The sequence below is a fragment of the Calditrichota bacterium genome (genome assembly GCA_013152715.1).
Taxonomy (GTDB): Bacteria; Zhuqueibacterota; Zhuqueibacteria; order Thermofontimicrobiales; family Thermofontimicrobiaceae; genus 4484-87.
Genome location: JAADFU010000054.1, coordinates 1 through 17,571, shown reverse-complemented (window position 1 = coordinate 17,571; position 17,571 = coordinate 1). Strand labels below are relative to the sequence as shown.

Sequence of the window (17,571 nt, the reverse complement as noted above, 5' to 3'; positions counted from 1 at the left end):
GCGTAATCGTCACATTTGAGCCGGCCTCCAGATCAATATTTCCGCCGTCATGGCTGACGCCATTGATGCTACTGACTACTTTCGGCTGAATCTTTGCCGCTGTCACTGCGTCATCTTGAATCATTTCCGCGGAGATGCTACTTTCCTGACCCGCCTGCACAAAATCGGAAGTATCCAGTCCGCTCAACTTGTCCGTATTGTGGGACTTGAATGCATAAACAACGCTCACTAACTGTTTCCGCGGCGTCATTTCTGCATCATCGCCTACCTTCACACCGAGATAACGAGCGCTACCGTCGAACAGATCAAAAGGGATGTCTGTGACGCTGCCCAACAGCACATTGAAAATGCCGTTCTGGACTGTGACGTTTTGCGTCTCTGTCCATAGCGCGCTGCCGCCTGTTTCTGCCGCATAAATGGAAAATGTCATGGAATATGAACCGTTCAATCGTTCTCCTGTGCTGGGATCAATGAGCACGCCCTGGTAGTTCAAAAGCTGGGAAACCTGAGAAAATAATGCACTTGAAATAATAAGAGTAAGAATGATCAAAAACCTTATGAAACATATTCGCCGCTTCATTAAATTGTTCCTCCATTTTACTCTTGAAAATTATTTTTGTATTTGAAAGCAGGCATCCAGTTAATTTGAATACCTGCTTGTTTTTTTTACTTCACAAATAAAAGTTTTCTGTGCATCACAAAAGAGCCAGCTTTGAGAGAATAAAAATAGATGCCCGAGGAAACGAATTCGCCAAAATCATCAGTTCCATCCCATTGAATTTGATAAAATCCTGCTGACTTATGATCGTTTACCAGATGGCGAACAACTTGCCCATGGACATTGTAAATGTTTAATTGCACATCCAATTCCCCGGACTGCGATTCTGGTATTGCAAATTTGATAAAAGTTGTAGAATTAAACGGATTGGGGAAATTTTGCTCAAGTTGAAAATCTTCAGGTAAATTAGATGCATAATTTAACTGCTCACTTAGACGCTTACCCAGACTATCTCCTAACTGATCAATTATGGCAGTGATTTCAGCGATTAAAAACTCACCATCTTCCTGGGGTATTTTCCCTTTTTTTATCCATTTGTTGATTTTCTTGATCATCTGGTTCAGGCTTTTAATTGCTTTCTTGACTTTGCCTCTGTCTAATTTTTTAGAGGCTTTATCAAGTTTTTTCTGCAGTTGATCAGCCTGTTTTTCAGTCAGAACTCCTCTCTCCACTAATTGATCGATTTCATCCCCAAGGAAAGCAATTTGTTCAGTCAGAGAGAAGGCAAGATAAGCGACAAAATCACCGGGTTGACTGGTTGCGTTTAATGTAAAATCATCAAATACCGCTACTCCAGTGAAAAATCCGCCTACACAAATACGCGCCAAATTGGCACAATCAATTCCGTTACCAATATCTTTGGCTGCTCCACCGAACTTCTTTGCCCAAAGTACATTCCCAGAAGCATCATAAGCAGCAACGAATGCATCTTGAGCGCCGCTGCTTGTCAACGAATACGCGCCAAAGTTCGCCACGCCGCTAAATTCTCCTGTGATAACAAACTGTGTCTGTCCAAGCATGGAAATTGAGTAGGGTCGGTCATAGGAATTGCCACCTGCTTTGTGTGCCCAAATAAGCTCGCCTTGTGGATTATATTTGGCAATGAAAATATCTTCATCACCAAAGGAAGTGAGCTCTGTTTCATTGGCTTCGCCAACACCAAAGATAACTGTATTATAAAAAAGACCAGTTAAATAGGAATTTCCAGAGGCATCGATAGCAATCGCTTCACTCAAATCAGTGCCGCTGCCTCCGCCAGACTTTGCCCAGATTAAATTACCACTTTCATCAAATTTTGCAATCACGACATCTGCACCGCCATGACTTGAAAGAGTGGTTTCATTTGGCTCTCCTGCGCCAAAAACAACAGTGCCTTCAAAATAAGCAGCAACATAATAATTATTTGAATCATCCGCTTCAATCCCAACTCCTTGCTCCCAGCTCGAGCTACCAGCCCTTTTCACCCAGAGAAAATTGCCATCAGCATCATATTTTGCCAGAATAAAATCAGAGAGTCCGGCGCTGCTAATTGTCGTTTGATTCGGGCTTCCACTACCAAACGTAGCCGAGCATTCAATACTCCCAGTAACAATAACATTTCCATCAGCATCGGTTGTGCCGCTCAACCCAATATCGTTGCACACTCCCGGGGCAGATTTTGCCCAGAGCAAATTCCCATCCGGATCGTACTTGGCGACGTAAAGTTCCCACCCACTAATTGGGGTCAAAACAGTTTCATTAGTTTCACCTGCGCCGAAAATGATTAGGCCATCGTATCTACCAGTTACTATAATATTTCCTTCTAGATCTGTCGTTACATTAAATCCCCAACACCAGGCCCATCCGCTACCGCCGGCTTTTGTGGCCCACATAAGAGCCCCATCGGCGTCATATTTTGCTAAATACATATCCTTATGCCCAAGGCAAGTGAGTGAAGTTTCGTTTGGCCCGCCCAGATCGAAAACGGCAGTTCCCTGATAACAGCCTGATATAATAATATTACCTGAAGGGTCAAAAGTGATATCATTTCTTGGGTCCAGGTCATTTGTGTATATTCCATTAACCCACCTGACGTTCGGAGATTGTCCCAAGACAAGACTTATACAAAAAAAATACAAAATTATTGAAATCAGTGAAACATACAACCGTTGTTTAATTAATCTTTTCATAGCGAAATCCTCCTTATTTTTTGTAAATTTCGTTTACATCTTTTTAACAGCACTGCAGATGCCATGATTTAATAAAATCACTTCAATAAAATCAACTTCTTATTAGCAGAAAACCCCTCGGTTTCAATCCTGACCAGATAAATTCCTGACACAATCACTTTGTCGTCGTCACTCTTCCCGTTCCAGCGAATGCTGTAAATACCTGATTTCTGATTTTCATCCACTAAAGTCCTGATTCGTTGTCCAAGTGAATTATAGATGGCTAATTTGACATGAACATCGCGAGGAAGTTGATATTCAATCACCGTTTCGGAATTAAAAGGATTAGGATAATTCTGGAATAGTTTGAACTGTTCCGGCACATTAGCAAGATTCTGATCTAAAGTGAGAATTGGCAAATCTTTCATCTCAAGGTCGTTGGCAATCGCTCTGGTGAAGCGCAATTCGATGGTGCTTTTTTGTGCAGTTGTTTTTTTGAAAATAAAATGCGCCATCTCGCCATTGCAGCGAACACCTTTTGCTCCTGCTATCGCCAGATGCAATTCTCCTTCTTTCTCACTGTTGGTCACATTCTGAAATCCGCGCAAATTTTGCGCTAATTCAACTCGCTTGAATTTCAATGCCGAAGCTGGGTAAGTCATCGAAAACAGAAGCGTATTCATTTTTTCATCAGAAGTATTTAGGATTAATGGGATGGAAATTTCTGCTGTTTCCGGCTGAACCGGAGCGCCGAATTTTAGATCGAAAATACTTTCATTCCTTCCGTTTTTGGACAGTAATGCTGAATTTGACCAACTCAAATTGACGTCGCCCTTTAAATAAGCTTTGAAATCGATGCTTGTATTTGTATTCGCCGTAAAAGTTGTATCTTCTGGGGAAAAGTACCATTGCCCGGTATGCGCGATATTGGATGTGAAGAAGGCCAGATACCGTAGAATCGCCATGGCATCGGCGCCGGTGACGTGGGAGTCCAGGGTGACGTCGGCAGCGATTTTCTGCTCATCCGACAAAGTGATCAAAAAAGCCAGCGACTGCAGTACCGCTAACGCGTCCGCACCAGAAATCGCGTCGTTCGCGTCATTGGCCTTGGCGGGAGTCAGTGTGTGAGGTCCGGGCGCCACTTCGGAGAAAGAATAGAGTCCACCGTTATTGGTCGTGGCGCTGCTCATTCCGTCGAGATCGATTTCTGTATTTGGTACGATTTTGTCAGTGCCGTCATAAAAAACGTATCCGGAAATTGTGATCGTTTCCGGAATTTTAAATGTTCCCTCATTAAAATCGATGTCCCCATCTTTGATGTCGTACAGATTCGTCGTCGTCAAAAATGTTCGGTTTGTACCGCCGTCAAAATAAATGCCAGCGCTATCTCCCGGGGAGCCGACAACGTCAAAGGTCAGAATTAATATTTGCTGATTCTCGCCGCTAAATGATGAAGTGCCGCCTCCCGAAATTTGTAAAAGCACATTTTTATTGGCGTCGGAATGAGTCGGTTGAAACGGCAGGTTGGTATTGGTGGCAGAAATTTGGAATCCAAGAGCGTTCGCCCCCAGTTGGGAGCCGGAAAATGTCATGAGCGTCGAATCAAACTCAATGACGAACTGAGCAAACCCGACAGCAGAATCTGTGCTGACCGTAATGGGAATGCCGATGGTTTCGCCGACAGCGCCGGTCGTGTCTGGCAAGGAGAGCACGGTTTTCGGAGTCAGAAAATTTTCAATTCTGGCGTAAATGTCCCAGCCATGTCCAGCGTCCCTTCCGTCCTGCCAAGTGAAATAAATTGTGCTATCACCGCAAGCGACATCAGGTTCCCTCTGTTCCGTAGAACTTGCATCATTATTTACACGGTAATTTGAGCCTAATCGGCGACCCGAGATTGTGAATTGTTGCGCGTAAATATCGTCATCGCCGTTTCTGGTATCGCTCCAGACAACCACGAAATTGCTCGTTTTGGTCACGGCTACCGCAGGGTACCATTGAGTATCAGCCCCGGTATTTTCATTGACTCGAAAATTTGCTCCTTGGGGTGCGCCATTTTGATCGTAAAGTTGGGCATAGACATCACTGCCGGCTGGTGCTCTGTCATCATTCCAGCAAACGATGAAATTTCCGGCGCTGTCCGCTGCGACATCAGCTTGCCATCGCTGAGACCCTTCTCCGGCATCGTTGATTTTAAAATTGCTGCCCAACGGAGAACCATCTGCAGCGAATCTCTGGCAATAAATATCTGTGGGCCCATTTCTTTCGTCTTCCCAACAGATCACAAACCGATCAGAGCCGTCAACAGTTATTGCAGGGGACATGTGCCAGATGTACTGTTCATTATCATCGTTTACTTTAAAATTTGCCCCAACAGGATTGCCGTTGCTATCAAAACGTTGCGCATAAATATCGTACTCGCTGGAATATCTCGCATCCATCCAGCAGATGATAAAACTTCCGTCTTCGGAAACAGCAATGTCCGGTTTGCTTGCCGGATCATCTGTATCATTGACTTTGAAATTTGCCCCCAGTGCATTGCCGTTATTATCGTATCGCTGGGCATAAATGTTTTGATTATAGTTGCGCTCATCTGTCCAACAAACAACAAACCCGCCGGATGAATTCAATCCGATCTCTGGATTCCATTGGTCTTTTCCCTGATTATCATCGGACACGAGAAAATTATTTCCTAAAAACGCGCCGTTTCCGTCAAGTCGCTGCGCGTAAATGTCTGTTCCGTCATTCCGGCCATCTACCCAGCAGACAATAAAATTGCCATTATCAGCGGCGGCAACCGCAGGCTGATATTGACTGACACTTACAGAAACATCATTAACTTTGAAATTGTCATCTTGTCTGGCGCCATTCTCATTAAAACGCTGGCCAAAAATATCGCCATACAAATTGTCTTTTCCATCTTCCCAGCAGATGACGAATTTCCCTGTGCCATTTAGTCCCACCGTAGGATTGTTATGTTCCCGTGGATTTGGCCCATTATTTACAATATAATTATTTAAAACAACACGCTGGCTGTCATACCTCTTTGCCCAAATCTCTCCATAATCCAAGTCGCTTGAATAATCCTGCCAGCAAATAACAAATCGACCGCTATCATCTATACTAATGTCAGGAGAAAGTTGCGGTGAATCTGCCACACTACTTACGAGAAAATTTGTCCCTAAATTAGTCCCTGATTTATTGAAACGTTGGGCGTAAATGTCGCTATCGATTCCATTACGTTCATCTTCCCAGCACATGACAAAATTTCCTTCGTCATCCAAAGCGACTTTTGGACTATACTGACCAAATTGACCTGAATCATCGTTAACTTTGAAATTTATTCCCTCTTTCGCGCCAGTGTTATCAAATCTCTGCGCGTAAATGTCGCTAAAGTCTCCGCTATTTCTCCCGTCCCCCCAGCAGATAACAAAATTGCCATTGTGATCCACTCCAATGTTGGGATGCGATTGTACGTTCCCTTGTGCATCGTCATTTACTTGAAAACTGCTGCCGATCATCGCACCGCTGCTATCATACATCTGGGCAAAGATGTCTCCGTCTCCATTGCGATCATCTGCCCAGCAAATGATAAAATTTCCGGTACTGTCCATTGCCACAGAAGGATTTGACTGGCTGTGATCTCCGGAGTCATGATTCACTTTGAAGTTATTTCCTTGAGATTGTCCCATTGAATTATATCGCTGAGCGTAAATATCTGTATCTCCGCTGCGACTGTCTTGCCAGCAAATGACAAAATTTCCCTCGTGATCTGCGGCTATTGCCGGCTTTGTTTGCGTAGCAGTCCTGCCGGTCATTTCATTTACCTTGAAATTTACGCCGAACAAAGAACCATCAGCCATCAGCATTATAAATCTGGGCATAAATATCCCAATTTCCGTTGCGATCATCAGCCCAACAAATAATGTATTTGCCATTGTCCGCATAAGCTACGGCAGAATAATCGTGGCCAGCATTGTCTGCGGTCAGGTGATCATTGACGAGAAAATCTTCGACAATCACATCAGCTAACGGCATGGCAAATAGCTCATCGTTTAGTTCATTGGTTAAATTTTGAAAAATTTCATTTGTCTGCATACTTGCCCCATTTCCTAGGAAAATGTGGCTGGGAAATCCTGTTTTTGGGCTTACAGCAGAGTCATGAACTAATATCTGATTGGCCCCATTTGTTTGCGCCTGTGCTGAAAGAAAACAAAAAAATAAAAAAGAAACGACAATAACGAGAAAATTGATGCATGCTTTCATTTTTTCTCCTATTTGTTTAGTTATTTATTTATGGAAACAATAGTTACTGGATGACCACCATTTTTTTGCCGATAATATGATTTCTAGTCTTCAGATAGTAAAAATAAATTCCTGATCCAACCTCTTTTCCATGTTCATCTTTGCCATTCCAGATGATTTGATAACATCCCGCCTCCCTTTTTCCGCAAATCAACGTCTTAATCCTTTGACCAAGGCAATTGTAAATAGCAATATCAACCTCACTTTTTTGCGGCAATTGATATTGAATGATGGTCATCGAATTAAATGGATTGGGGAAATTTTGCTGCAAGGCAAATTTGTCAGGCACATGAGTCGGATTTTGGTTCAGAATGAGAATTGGCAAGTCTTTCAGTTCCTTGTCATTGACTATCGCTCTTGTGAATTGCAATTCAAGCTGATTTCTTTGCACAGCATTCTTTTCAAAAACTAAATATCCGATCGCTTCATTGAAAGAAATTCCTGTAACCCCTGCCATCGCTAGATGCAATTTTCCTTCTTTTTCGCTATTGATCACTTTCTGAAAACTGCTCAAACTTCGTGTCCATTCAACTCGCTTGAATTTCAACGCCGAAGCCGGGTAAGTCATCGAGAACAGAAGTGTATTCATCTTTTCGTCAGAAGTATTCAGGATTAATGGGATGGAAATTTCTGCTGTTTCCGACTGCTCCGGAGCGCCGAATTTTAGATCGAAAATAGTTCCATTCCTTCCGTTTTTGGACAGTAATGCTGAATTTGACCAACTCAAATTGACGTCGCCGAGCAAATATCCGACAAAATCAACATTAGTATCTTCGCTGAAATCGATCGTTGTATCTTCAGGAAAAAATCGCCATTCGCCAGTGTGGGAGGTATTTGTAGTAAAAAATGCCAGATGCCGCATCATCGCCTGCACGTCTGCGCCGCTAAGATCGCCGTCCTTTGTTACATCTGCCGCGATTTTCTGGTCATCATTCAAAGTGATCAAAAATGCCAGATTTTTCATTAACATCAGGACATCTGCTCCGCTGATCGCAGTGTCCTCTGTTTTTTCTTTCATTACAGAGACTGTGTGCGTCCCAACTGAAATATCCGAAGCAGAAAATTGACCGGCAGAGTTAGTTGTGCAAATCGCCTGATCATCGACATAAATATCAGCATCAGGTATCGGTTTTTGACTATGGTCATATTTCACATTACCGGCAAATTGAACAGTTGAATCCAGTAAAGTCAAAGTCAAATCATCAAACCAGGCTTTGCCATGCAAAATACTGCCATAAAAACCCAGTCTGCAGCCAATGGTTACGATTCCATTTGCTGGAGTCGTAAATTCTAATTCCGTTTTTTGCCAATCAAAAGTGCCGGAAAGTGACGGACTATGCTCAAAACCACCCATCACACAAAGATTCGCTCCGATATTCCCCTGCACCAGCGTGATATTTTCCCCTTTGATCCAGCCAGTTAATTTGTAAGTTTTATTGGGCAAAAGCTGAATTTCCTGTATCCAGCGAGCATCATCTAACTGATCAGAAGGAATATCGATACTAACGCAATGAGAATTGTTTCTTCCTGTTCCTGCCTCCCATTGGAAAACAGCGACATTATTGAATGCCTCGTAAATCCAGCAAAAAGGCAAGTTCTCACTACTTAGTTCAAAATCGCCATTTATGAGATCATAATTCGTCCCACCTTCCGTCTGAACAGTCAAACTCACCCCTTCTGAGACATTTGCCGAGCCATCACGCGCCTTGACCGTGTAGGTGTAGATTGCTCCCGGCTTGAGGCCAGTGTCAGTGAATTGAGTCCGACTTACTTGCTGGATCATTTTGTTGTCTCGATAAATTTCATATCTCGTTACACCAATATTGTCAAATGGCTCTTGCCAATATAAAGCTATAGAATGTGTAGAGTTGACCCGGGCAGTCAGGTTAAGCGGAGGATCTGGCGGTTGGTTATCCTTGTCAGGAAAAATAATATTGCTATAGCCCATTGCTTGATCGAAGCGATTAATGTCTAAAATATAGGGCCACCACGAATTTAAAATCCCACCATCATGAGTCCCTGAATTTTTTGGAATGTGTTCGAACCACCAACAGAACCAATCGTCCTGTCTGCCAGCCCAATCGTAAGAATTAACCATTCTTGACGATGAAAACGAAAAATCAGGGTAGTTATACCAGGCATCGGCATAAGTAATAGCATAGGTGTTCACAAAGAGATTGTCAAAACTAACTTCAGTTTGATAAGTCGCAAATCCAAAAGCCCCATCGTAGAATGAGGTATCCTCCACCACCAAAACAGGGAAACTCATGTCATCTAAAAACACAGAAATGGAATCCCTCATGGCAACAATTTTGATATGATGCCACTCATCTGCGCTAAAATCAACTTGAGATGAGTCGATGACAGAAAAATTGTTGTTAATTTTTGCTGCAATGACTTTGCTTAATTCCGGATTAAAGCCAACATAATAACCACTTCCTGAATTAGCAGAAGAAGAATATTTATTATAGCGAAAAATAAAGCCTGCTCCTTCAGTAGAAGAAGCACTATGAATTTTTATATCCGATTCCATTACAAAATTTGAAGCGAAATAAGGGCGATCTGGGGAATCATACATCAAACTTTTTCCATATCCGCCATCTGCGCTGTAAACACCATTGCCCAAACTCCATTGTCCGCTAACAGCAACCCAGCGACTGTCATTATAAAAACTTTCATTAATCCAATGCCAACCATAATTATAAGCAGCATTGGGGGGATAATGAGCTGTTCCAATTTGCGCAAAACCGGGTGCCATAAGAAATGCTTCAGGGTCTGTGCGAAAAGATGGATAATTCACCACATCTGTTAATACAAAAATTTCCCATTCATTTCGTTGCCTTTGTTTCAGATTTCGCCAGGCATCCACTTCAGTATAAACATTAAAACTCCATTTGCGAGGCCAATTCAGCGCATGACGCAACATGATGTTTTCAGTCATGTGACTGGTATTTTCAAGCATACACCCTACTATTCTCTCAAAATTGAATCCGTAAATAACAAACTTTTTTGAACAATTAATACCAACTACTGGAGGTCCATTGACATTATAAGCGCCCTGACCTGCCATGCACGTTTCCCAGAATTTAGTGAAAGGAAAACTCATTAGCCAGACGGCATCGATTTGACCAGTTTCAACTNNNTATTAATAATATCAAATCTTTGGTCATAAATGATCGAGTAATAATCGCCTTCTTTTTCAGCCTTTGCGCCGTAATAATTATTAACGTAATTGTCCCCATTCCAAGGACCAGCCGGATCAGTGGTTGGAGGAAATTCTTCCAGATCGTAATGATAGGCAACATGCCAATTTACCTGTCCGCCGCTTGCTCTTTTTAAACATTCGATGTATTCATTTATCAGTTCATCGCCATCCTGCCACCAGGAAAAATATTCAGATATTTTTTTATTTCCATAAGCATTGCCAAGCTTTGGATCATAATGAATGACTAATGCATTGTAATCAGTTCTTATCTGATTAGCAGGCAAAATTTCTCCTGTCCATAACTCCAACTCCGGAATATGCACATGATCATCTCCCACTGTACGTTCAACATTGAATTTCCAAATTTTCGCGCTGACCTGATATAAAAACGAGACTTCGTCCCATTCCCCGGCAACATCGTATTTTTGGGACACGAGCAAGCGATAGCTCCCGTCGTGATTATCTAGATCACTTTGATTGTCTGCAATCTCCACCAACCAGTCATTCTTGTCAATCCACGGATATCCCGGTTCACCCAATAAAACTCTGATTTTGCTGACTGAAATTTCATCTGTAAATTTCACCTGCACAAAAGCAGGATTGATATTCGCAGACCGCATTAGCGTTGTCGTATCGTCGTCAAAACAAAATCTCACGTCTCCGAGGTCCCAGGTCGTTGCAGACAAAGTGGCTTGGCCAGAATCTACTGCTTGAAGGACATCTACTTTTGATGAAGAATTTGCGCTTGCTTTAAAAACAGATAGCGAGGAAAGAAGAGAACACGCAACAAAAAAGGACAAAACGACCTTTTTGGTTCGAGAGAGGGAAGTCATTTTAAATCTCCTTTTTGAATTTGTCTGTGCAAAATAGCGATAATTATTTCATAAAATAGCAAATTGCTTCAAAATTGAAATAATAATTCTGTATTTCAAAATTTTTCGCCATAACCTCTGTTAGAATTTCAGAGAACAATAAAATGGCACATGAAAAAGATGGACTTTAAATGTATCAGAATTAAGTAAATAAAATCGTGCAGGGAGAAAAAGTCTGTCTTTCGATTTTTTGTTCACTAAATTTGCTCATCATCGCGGATTGCATGAATAGCGCAATAATCATTTTAGGAATAGCAGAAGTTGAAGAAGGAAAAGGATAATGAAAGCAATTGTCAAAGTCGCCTCACCCATTGATTAAAATGCGCTAATAGGAAAAATTTTAGCATTCTTTGCCAACTTGTATTGTGATCGGATTAGTTGTTCAAAAGGAAAAAATTTTAAGGAGCGGCCAGAATTTGAAAAATCAAATCGCTTAATTAATTTCTTAAAACATGTCAAAAGAACAAAACATCCCGTTTCAGACACTATTGCGCATCTCTGTTTTGCTCAATGTCATAGAAAATAAAGTGCACTGTTTCAGAAATCAATTGTCTCAATCGTCATTTTCAATCTTAATATAAACCCGAATTCCGAAAAAGTCAAGGAAAAAATTAAATTTGGCGAAAAAAGGCAACTGGGAGACGGAAACGGATAATCTTTTTTTGGGGCATGTTCTTGAAATTCAAATTAGAAACTGCGCATTGTTGATTTTTGGGGGGCTGAAATGAGACGAATGCACAAAAAAAAGCTAATCTTGCCAGCCAACTCTTTTTATTTTTTTGGCACTATTTATTCCGCTGCCGCTAAATCTCGCATTTTCCGCCGGATCAAATCAGAAATTTCTGCAAAAGTTCAGTTCCGCTCGCTCGTTCGATGGCTTTTTGACTATCAACGCGTTCAGTCAGAGCTGAATGATTTGCAAATGGTTGAAAGCAAAACCCGCGCCCCTCGCAGTAGGGGACAAAAAATTATTTTACACGCTTCAGTGGTCATGGATTGTCATCCCTGAAATCCCCTTTTTTTATTTCCCAAACATCACCGAAAAGTCAACATAAGGGATAAACGGAAATCCTTCCGATTCTTCCCAGAATTCTTTTGCCGTTAGAAAAGCTAAATCCACAGCCATGCGGTCACCGAAGAAACGAATTCCGCCGGACAAAAGCGTAAATCCATCCCCTCCAGTAAAAATCCAATTTTCGCTGATGAGTTTGACGCGATTTGAAACCTGTGTCTCTCCACCAACCAGCAGCACTGCATTGCCATTATTGTTGGATAACATTGATACACCGACGCCCAAAGTAATTCCTTTGTATTGATCTCCAAACGTCGAAACAACATATCCCAGACCGACATCATCTGTTTTTTCCGGAATTGCCATATACAGTAAGCCAGCACTCATCCCGACGCTCTTGGAAAGAGGAAAAGTAATTTTGGGAGCAACGTAAATTAATTGGGAACTGGCGCCCGGAAAAATGGACATGCCAACAGCGCAAGCAATATTGTCGCTAAAACCGTACGCTACCGTCGGGAAAAAAATGTAATAATCGGCAAAATACCCACTTTCCTTTTTGAGGGCTCTCCCGGTTGGCGCAAAAAACAACCGCGACGAGTTAGGATCCACACGATAAAATTTTCCGCCGCTGACGACTCTGGTGCGAACTCCCTGAATGCTTTGCACTGTCTCATCAGGGATCGAAATTTTTAAGCCTGAATTTGTCTGCAGCAAAAGCGTGTCGTTTTTCACGCCGGTGATGACCCCGTAGATTTCATTGCCATCGACAAGCTGAATTTTTTTTTGTTTTGTCGTTTCCTGCCATTTCGCTTCCTCGATGGGACAGACGAGTATTTGATCCGCCTTTCCTGTTGTTTTGAACTGCTTGATCTTTTTTAATATTTTTGTTTTGATTTTATTGAAAGAAAACAGATTAAGATGCAGGATGAGTACTTGCCCGCCCGTTTCGGAATTTCTTAAGATATGCAAATAATAATCATTGGCATCTCTCAGATAAAATCGCGCTGCGCTGAAGCCCCGGACATTCGGGAAAATCTGAAATGTGAGATTCTCGTTCGCGTCAATGACTTCACCAAGAGCGGGACTGGTAATTTGAGGCACAAGTTTTACTTGAGAATTGGCAGGAGAGAAAAAAACAAGAATTGAGATAATGAGAAAAGTAACAAAAGTTGTCGTATGCCGGTTCATGGCTTCCTCCCTTGGTTTTTCCCAAAAAATTTGCTTTTTAGAAAATACAAAAATGTTGACAACTCTTTACTTGCAAAATTTATGACAATCGTTCAAAAATGAGTCTCATTCCCAGCAGCGTCAAATCCGGCTCGATTGCGACGGTCGTTTTCAGATGTGGACTGACGACATCTGCCAACCCGCCGGTGGCGACGACTTTGACTTTTTCGTTCAACTCTTCTTCGATACGACGAATCAAGCCGTCAATCAATTCAACCGTCCCGTACATGAGTCCGGCCTGAATATTGGTTTCCGTATTTTTTCCGACAACGTTTTTGGGAAATTTCAATTCCACCTTGGGCAATTTCGCCGCTAATTGGTGCAAAATCGTGGCTGTCATCTCAATGCCGGGAGCAATTATTCCGCCGATGAACTCGCACTTTTTCGTGACCACATCAAATGTAGTCGCCGTGCCAAAGTCGAGAACTACCAGCGGACCGCCGTATTTCTGAAATCCGGCGACACAATTACAAATTCGATCAGCGCCCACAGAAGCCGGGTTATCGACCAGCAGCTTGAGGCCTGTGTCCAGATCCGCATCCACGACCAACGGGTCAACTTTGAAATACTTTTTCATTAAATTCATAAATGGCTGCGTCAAATCCGGCACCACGGAAGATATGATGGCGTAACTGATTTCCCCAATTTTAACAGCGTGCGTTTGAAAAAGAGAATTGACAAAAATCCAGAACTCGTCTTCAGTGCGCGGCACTTTGCTACTGATGCGCCAGTGATAAATGATTTTATCGTCCTGAAAAATACCGATCACCACGTTGGTATTGCCGATATCCACCGCCATCAAATACATCGCGAACCTTCCCTGAATTTATTCCTACGCAACATCTCCTGCGGAGACGCGAATCACTTCGCCGCTTTTTTGTCTTAAAATCAAATAACCGTCTTCATCAATATTCCTGAAACGTCCTTCCAGATGTTTGCCCATTTGATCGATGACAATATTTTTTTTGTATCTCGGGCAGCGCGCCTTCCAACGTTCCATAATTTCGCCAATGCCGTTAATTTTGAACTGCTGGTAGTTTTTCTCAAGTTTGGCGAGAATGAGGGCTAACAATTCCGCGCGATCAATCCACTTATCGTAAATCATGCGCAGTGAAATCGCGACATCTTTCAATTCTGAAGGCCATTCTTTGGCCTTTTGATTCACATTAATGCCTATGCCCAAAACAACAAAATTAATGCGCTCGTCTTTGAAATCCGCTTCTGAAAGAATGCCGCAGAACTTTTTTCCCTGATAGAGCAAATCATTCGGCCATTTAATTTCCGACTGAATTTTGTAAGTCTCTTCGATGGCTTCGGCGATGGAAACGCTGGCAACATAAGGGACAATACCCACCCTGGTCGCCGGCAAATCCGGACGCAGAATGACGGAAAACCATAATCCTTTGGCAAAAGGTGAGTCCCATTTACGCGACAGCCGACCTTTGCCACGCTCCTGACGTTCGGCAATCACCAACGCGCCTTCTTTGTCGCCTTTGGCCGCCGCCCGGTAGGCAAATTCATTGGTGGAACCAACGCTCCAGAAAGCATAAATTTTTTCACCCATGAAAGAAGTGTCCAGCAGCGCCCGGATGCGATTTTCCGAAAGCAAGTCATATTTAACGCTTCGTCTCAATTTTTTTCTCTCCTATTTTGTTCAACTCCTTTTTTGACGAATAAAACTCTCTCTCCCGCGGATGAAATGTTCGGTGGACCTCTTTCAAATAGTCCCGGTCCAGATGAGTGTAAATTTGTGTCGTGGTAATGTTCACATGACCCAACATTTCCTGAACAGCGCGAAGATCGGCGCCGCCTTCAAGCAAATGGGTGGCAAATGAATGGCGAATCGTATGCGGCGAAACCGGCTTTGTGATATTTGCCTGAATCACATATTTTTTTAAAATTTTCCAGAATCCCATGCGACTAAGCGCTTTTCCTCGATTATTTAAAAAAACAACAGACGTCTCTTGTCCGGGCTTTGTTAAAAAATGCCTGCTCTCGCTCAAATATGAATCAATAGCATCAAGCGCGCGTCCGCCGATAGGAACGAGGCGCATTTTTGATCCTTTGCCGAAAATACGCACCACTTGCTCGTCCCAGTCAATATCATCAAGCTGTAAGCGCAAAAGCTCGGAAACGCGCATCCCGGTCGCGTAGGCTGTCTCCAGCATTGCCCGGTCGCGGATGCCCAGCGGATTCGACAAATCCGGTTGTTCAATCAGCCGCTCCATTTCGAATTGATCCAATACAACCGGCAATTTTCGCGCTAATTTCGGCGAATCAATGTTTTCCGGCGGGTTCTTTTCTGCTACGCCCTCGCTGAGCAAAAAACGGTGGAACATGCGAATCGCTGACAGATTTCTGGCGATAGTCAACGATGACAAGTCGTGCTGGTACAATCCGGTTAAATAGGCGATAACGTCTGTCGAATGGATTTTGTCAGGGGATTCCAGTTGCCGCTTGCTTAAAAATTCCACATATTTTTTCAAATCATTGGCATAAGCTTCAATTGTATTTTCAGCTAAATTGCGTTCAATGATTAAAAAATGTATGAAATTTTCAATATATTCATCCATGTTTTTTTCAGAAAAATGAATTCATTTTTTTAAGATCATTTACCAGGAAAACCAGTCCGTCAACGAAAAACGCAGATCACAGGAAGCTTTTGCAGGGCCGCACTCCGCCTCAAACGCCCAAATGTCATTGATCAATAAAAGACTCAGTCAACGAAAGCGCGATGCCGCTCAACATGACTTCAGGCCCCATATTCGTCCAGTCGCCGGAAAGCGCTTCTTTGTCCACATTAGCGTACAGGGAGCAACCGGCGCCGCGCTCCACAATAAGCCCGCACACTTTCCCGCCCGTTTCGCTGTAAAATGTCACTTCCTGATTCATTTCGCTCAACACAAAACCACTGCAAAATTGCAGTTGCAAATGAGAATTTTCCGTCAAAACGGAAATTACACTGCCGCGCTTCTCGCCAATTTTGATGTCCGGATAAATTTCCAGACTGAGCTGCCGTGTTCCTTCGTCATCAGCAAGCGTGAGCCGGTAATTATTAAATTGGAACTTCCAATTGCAATTGAGTAAATCGGCGATTTTTCCAATTGCGTCTTCAGTAAAAATTTTTTTCATGAATTCCTCTTGAAAACTGAGCAAGAAAACTATTGACAGTTTATTCCGATTGTCATTCCGAGCCACGCGTTTTCAGCGCAATTTCTCTCACATAAATTGCCTTGGGGCCTAATTCGCCGATGACAGCCTCGTACTCCACAACAGCTCCGGGAGTCAACGTTTTGAAATCTTGTTTTTGATCGATTTTGGTAAAATGCACAAAAATCTCTTCGCCATTCACTCCTTCAATGTAACCATACCCCTTGGTTTCATCAAACCACTTCACAACACCGCGCTGCATGAAATCGGCGACCTCCGAATATTTTTACAAAAAACTAACCCTTTTAAAATTCTTGCAATGCAAACCTTGAGATTTCAATTTTTTTGCCTTTATAAATGAGAAAAATTTCTTGTTCTTCGAATTTGACAAAAACATCGATAGTGTCCCTAATAAAAGCGTCAGAATCTACAGAATGAATATGATTCCGGATTTCTTTTAATGGAATTAGCAGAACAGGGCCGCGAGGCATTAATAAAAATCCTTTGCCTTGTTGAAGATTTGTTTTAAAACTGCTTGGTTTGCTGCCTCGAAAAGTAACTTGCCACCCAGAACTTTTCAGGCTTCCCGCTCTGATATATGCAGGTTCACCATTTATTGCAGCTTCAATTCTTCCCCATTTTGCGATTTTATAGCCTTTTCGAAGTAACAGTTTTCTCACTTCATCATTATAAACTTCGTCGTCACCTTTCTCTGTCAACACTTTGGTAATTCTGGTTTTTCTAGTCAAAAGTATCACAATTTCTTGCTTAAAGGAATTAATTAATATTTTCTGTGAAGAGCTTAAACTTGGATTTCTGCTCGCAGAAGTGATTACTTTGTATCTGTTGATCTTAAATAACTGAATTAGGAAGTTCTCTAAAGTTAGACGAATATTTTCATCATTAAAATCAGATTGACTGGCATTGCGGCCGTCGTTAATTAGTACAGCCCTGTCCCAATTTTTTACTTTAGCGTCCGGAGTTCTAATGTGTGTCAGTAATCGATTTTTTAGATTTTCAGATTGGCCAATATACACTTTCTTTTCTCCTCGATCATAAAAAAGCATGTAAATAACAGAATTACCAAAGTGTTGACA

At 42.3% G+C, this 17,571-nt stretch carries 14 protein-coding genes; 1 reads left to right on the top strand and 13 read right to left on the bottom strand.

The features are described 5' to 3' along the window. The 6 genes from GXO74_04730 to GXO74_04705 all read right to left on the bottom strand — a co-directional run. Positions 1 to 580, bottom strand: a 580-nt coding sequence (locus GXO74_04730; protein ID NOZ60964.1) for a hypothetical protein, incomplete at its 3' end; no start/stop codon positions are given. Positions 581 to 666: 86 nt separating this feature from the next. Next, positions 667 to 2,727, bottom strand: a complete 2,061-nt coding sequence (locus GXO74_04725) for a T9SS type A sorting domain-containing protein (GenBank protein ID NOZ60963.1) — start codon at positions 2,725 to 2,727, stop codon at positions 667 to 669. Positions 2,728 to 2,804: 77 nt separating this feature from the next. Continuing rightward, positions 2,805 to 6,587, bottom strand: a complete 3,783-nt coding sequence (locus tag GXO74_04720; protein NOZ60962.1) for a T9SS type A sorting domain-containing protein — start codon at positions 6,585 to 6,587, stop codon at positions 2,805 to 2,807. After that, entirely contained in the window at positions 6,559 to 6,969 is a 411-nt protein-coding gene (locus GXO74_04715) for a hypothetical protein (protein NOZ60961.1), read from the bottom strand. Before GXO74_04715 ends, GXO74_04720 begins: the two co-directional genes overlap by 29 nt. Before the next feature lie 43 nt (positions 6,970 to 7,012). After that, on the bottom strand, positions 7,013 to 10,078 hold the full coding sequence (locus GXO74_04710) for a T9SS type A sorting domain-containing protein (protein ID NOZ60960.1): 3,066 nt from the start codon (positions 10,076 to 10,078) through the stop codon (positions 7,013 to 7,015). Positions 10,079 to 10,113: 35 nt separating this feature from the next. Next, the gene (locus tag GXO74_04705; GenBank protein NOZ60959.1) at positions 10,114 to 11,046 is read right to left on the bottom strand and encodes a hypothetical protein; all 933 of its coding nucleotides are present in this window, start codon (positions 11,044 to 11,046) and stop codon (positions 10,114 to 10,116) included. Between the two features lie 763 nt (positions 11,047 to 11,809). Here GXO74_04705 and GXO74_04700 point away from each other — a divergent pair. Then, positions 11,810 to 12,094, top strand: a complete 285-nt coding sequence (locus tag GXO74_04700) for a hypothetical protein (protein NOZ60958.1) — start codon at positions 11,810 to 11,812, stop codon at positions 12,092 to 12,094. Between the two features lie 12 nt (positions 12,095 to 12,106). On the opposite strand, the gene GXO74_04695 is transcribed toward GXO74_04700, so the two are convergent. From GXO74_04695 to GXO74_04665, 7 genes are all read right to left on the bottom strand, one after another. After that, entirely contained in the window at positions 12,107 to 13,285 is a 1,179-nt protein-coding gene (locus GXO74_04695) for a hypothetical protein (protein ID NOZ60957.1), read from the bottom strand. A gap of 79 nt (positions 13,286 to 13,364) precedes the next feature. After that, positions 13,365 to 14,132, bottom strand: coding sequence for a type III pantothenate kinase (locus GXO74_04690; GenBank protein NOZ60956.1), 768 nt, complete (start codon positions 14,130 to 14,132; stop codon positions 13,365 to 13,367). A gap of 24 nt (positions 14,133 to 14,156) precedes the next feature. Beyond that, positions 14,157 to 14,957: a biotin--[acetyl-CoA-carboxylase] ligase gene (locus GXO74_04685; protein NOZ60955.1), complete on the bottom strand. Its 801-nt coding sequence runs from the start codon at positions 14,955 to 14,957 to the stop codon at positions 14,157 to 14,159. Then, positions 14,941 to 15,897 (bottom strand): site-specific tyrosine recombinase XerD, encoded by a 957-nt coding sequence (gene xerD, locus GXO74_04680; GenBank protein NOZ60954.1) that lies wholly within the window; start codon positions 15,895 to 15,897, stop codon positions 14,941 to 14,943. Before xerD ends, GXO74_04685 begins: the two co-directional genes overlap by 17 nt. A gap of 124 nt (positions 15,898 to 16,021) precedes the next feature. Further along, the gene (locus tag GXO74_04675) at positions 16,022 to 16,456 is read right to left on the bottom strand and encodes a hypothetical protein (protein NOZ60953.1); all 435 of its coding nucleotides are present in this window, start codon (positions 16,454 to 16,456) and stop codon (positions 16,022 to 16,024) included. A gap of 52 nt (positions 16,457 to 16,508) precedes the next feature. Then, entirely contained in the window at positions 16,509 to 16,736 is a 228-nt protein-coding gene (locus GXO74_04670) for a cold shock domain-containing protein (GenBank protein ID NOZ60952.1), read from the bottom strand. A gap of 43 nt (positions 16,737 to 16,779) precedes the next feature. Continuing rightward, on the bottom strand, positions 16,780 to 17,571 hold a 792-nt coding region (locus tag GXO74_04665; protein ID NOZ60951.1), incomplete at its 5' end, for a GIY-YIG nuclease family protein.

Coding starts and splice junctions, on each gene's coding strand:
- GXO74_04720 (NOZ60962.1), bottom strand. CDS start 6,587: ATGCCCAGATTTATAATGCTGATGGCTGATGGTTCTTTGTTCGGCGTA.
- xerD (NOZ60954.1), bottom strand. CDS start 15,897: ATGGATGAATATATTGAAAATTTCATACATTTTTTAATCATTGAACGC.
- GXO74_04700 (NOZ60958.1), top strand. CDS start 11,810: ATGAGACGAATGCACAAAAAAAAGCTAATCTTGCCAGCCAACTCTTTT.
- GXO74_04675 (NOZ60953.1), bottom strand. CDS start 16,456: ATGAAAAAAATTTTTACTGAAGACGCAATTGGAAAAATCGCCGATTTA.
- GXO74_04710 (NOZ60960.1), bottom strand. CDS start 10,078: ATGGCAGGTCAGGGCGCTTATAATGTCAATGGACCTCCAGTAGTTGGT.
- GXO74_04725 (NOZ60963.1), bottom strand. CDS start 2,727: ATGAAAAGATTAATTAAACAACGGTTGTATGTTTCACTGATTTCAATA.
- GXO74_04695 (NOZ60957.1), bottom strand. CDS start 13,285: ATGAACCGGCATACGACAACTTTTGTTACTTTTCTCATTATCTCAATT.
- GXO74_04715 (NOZ60961.1), bottom strand. CDS start 6,969: ATGAAAGCATGCATCAATTTTCTCGTTATTGTCGTTTCTTTTTTATTT.
- GXO74_04690 (NOZ60956.1), bottom strand. CDS start 14,132: ATGTATTTGATGGCGGTGGATATCGGCAATACCAACGTGGTGATCGGT.
- GXO74_04670 (NOZ60952.1), bottom strand. CDS start 16,736: ATGCAGCGCGGTGTTGTGAAGTGGTTTGATGAAACCAAGGGGTATGGT.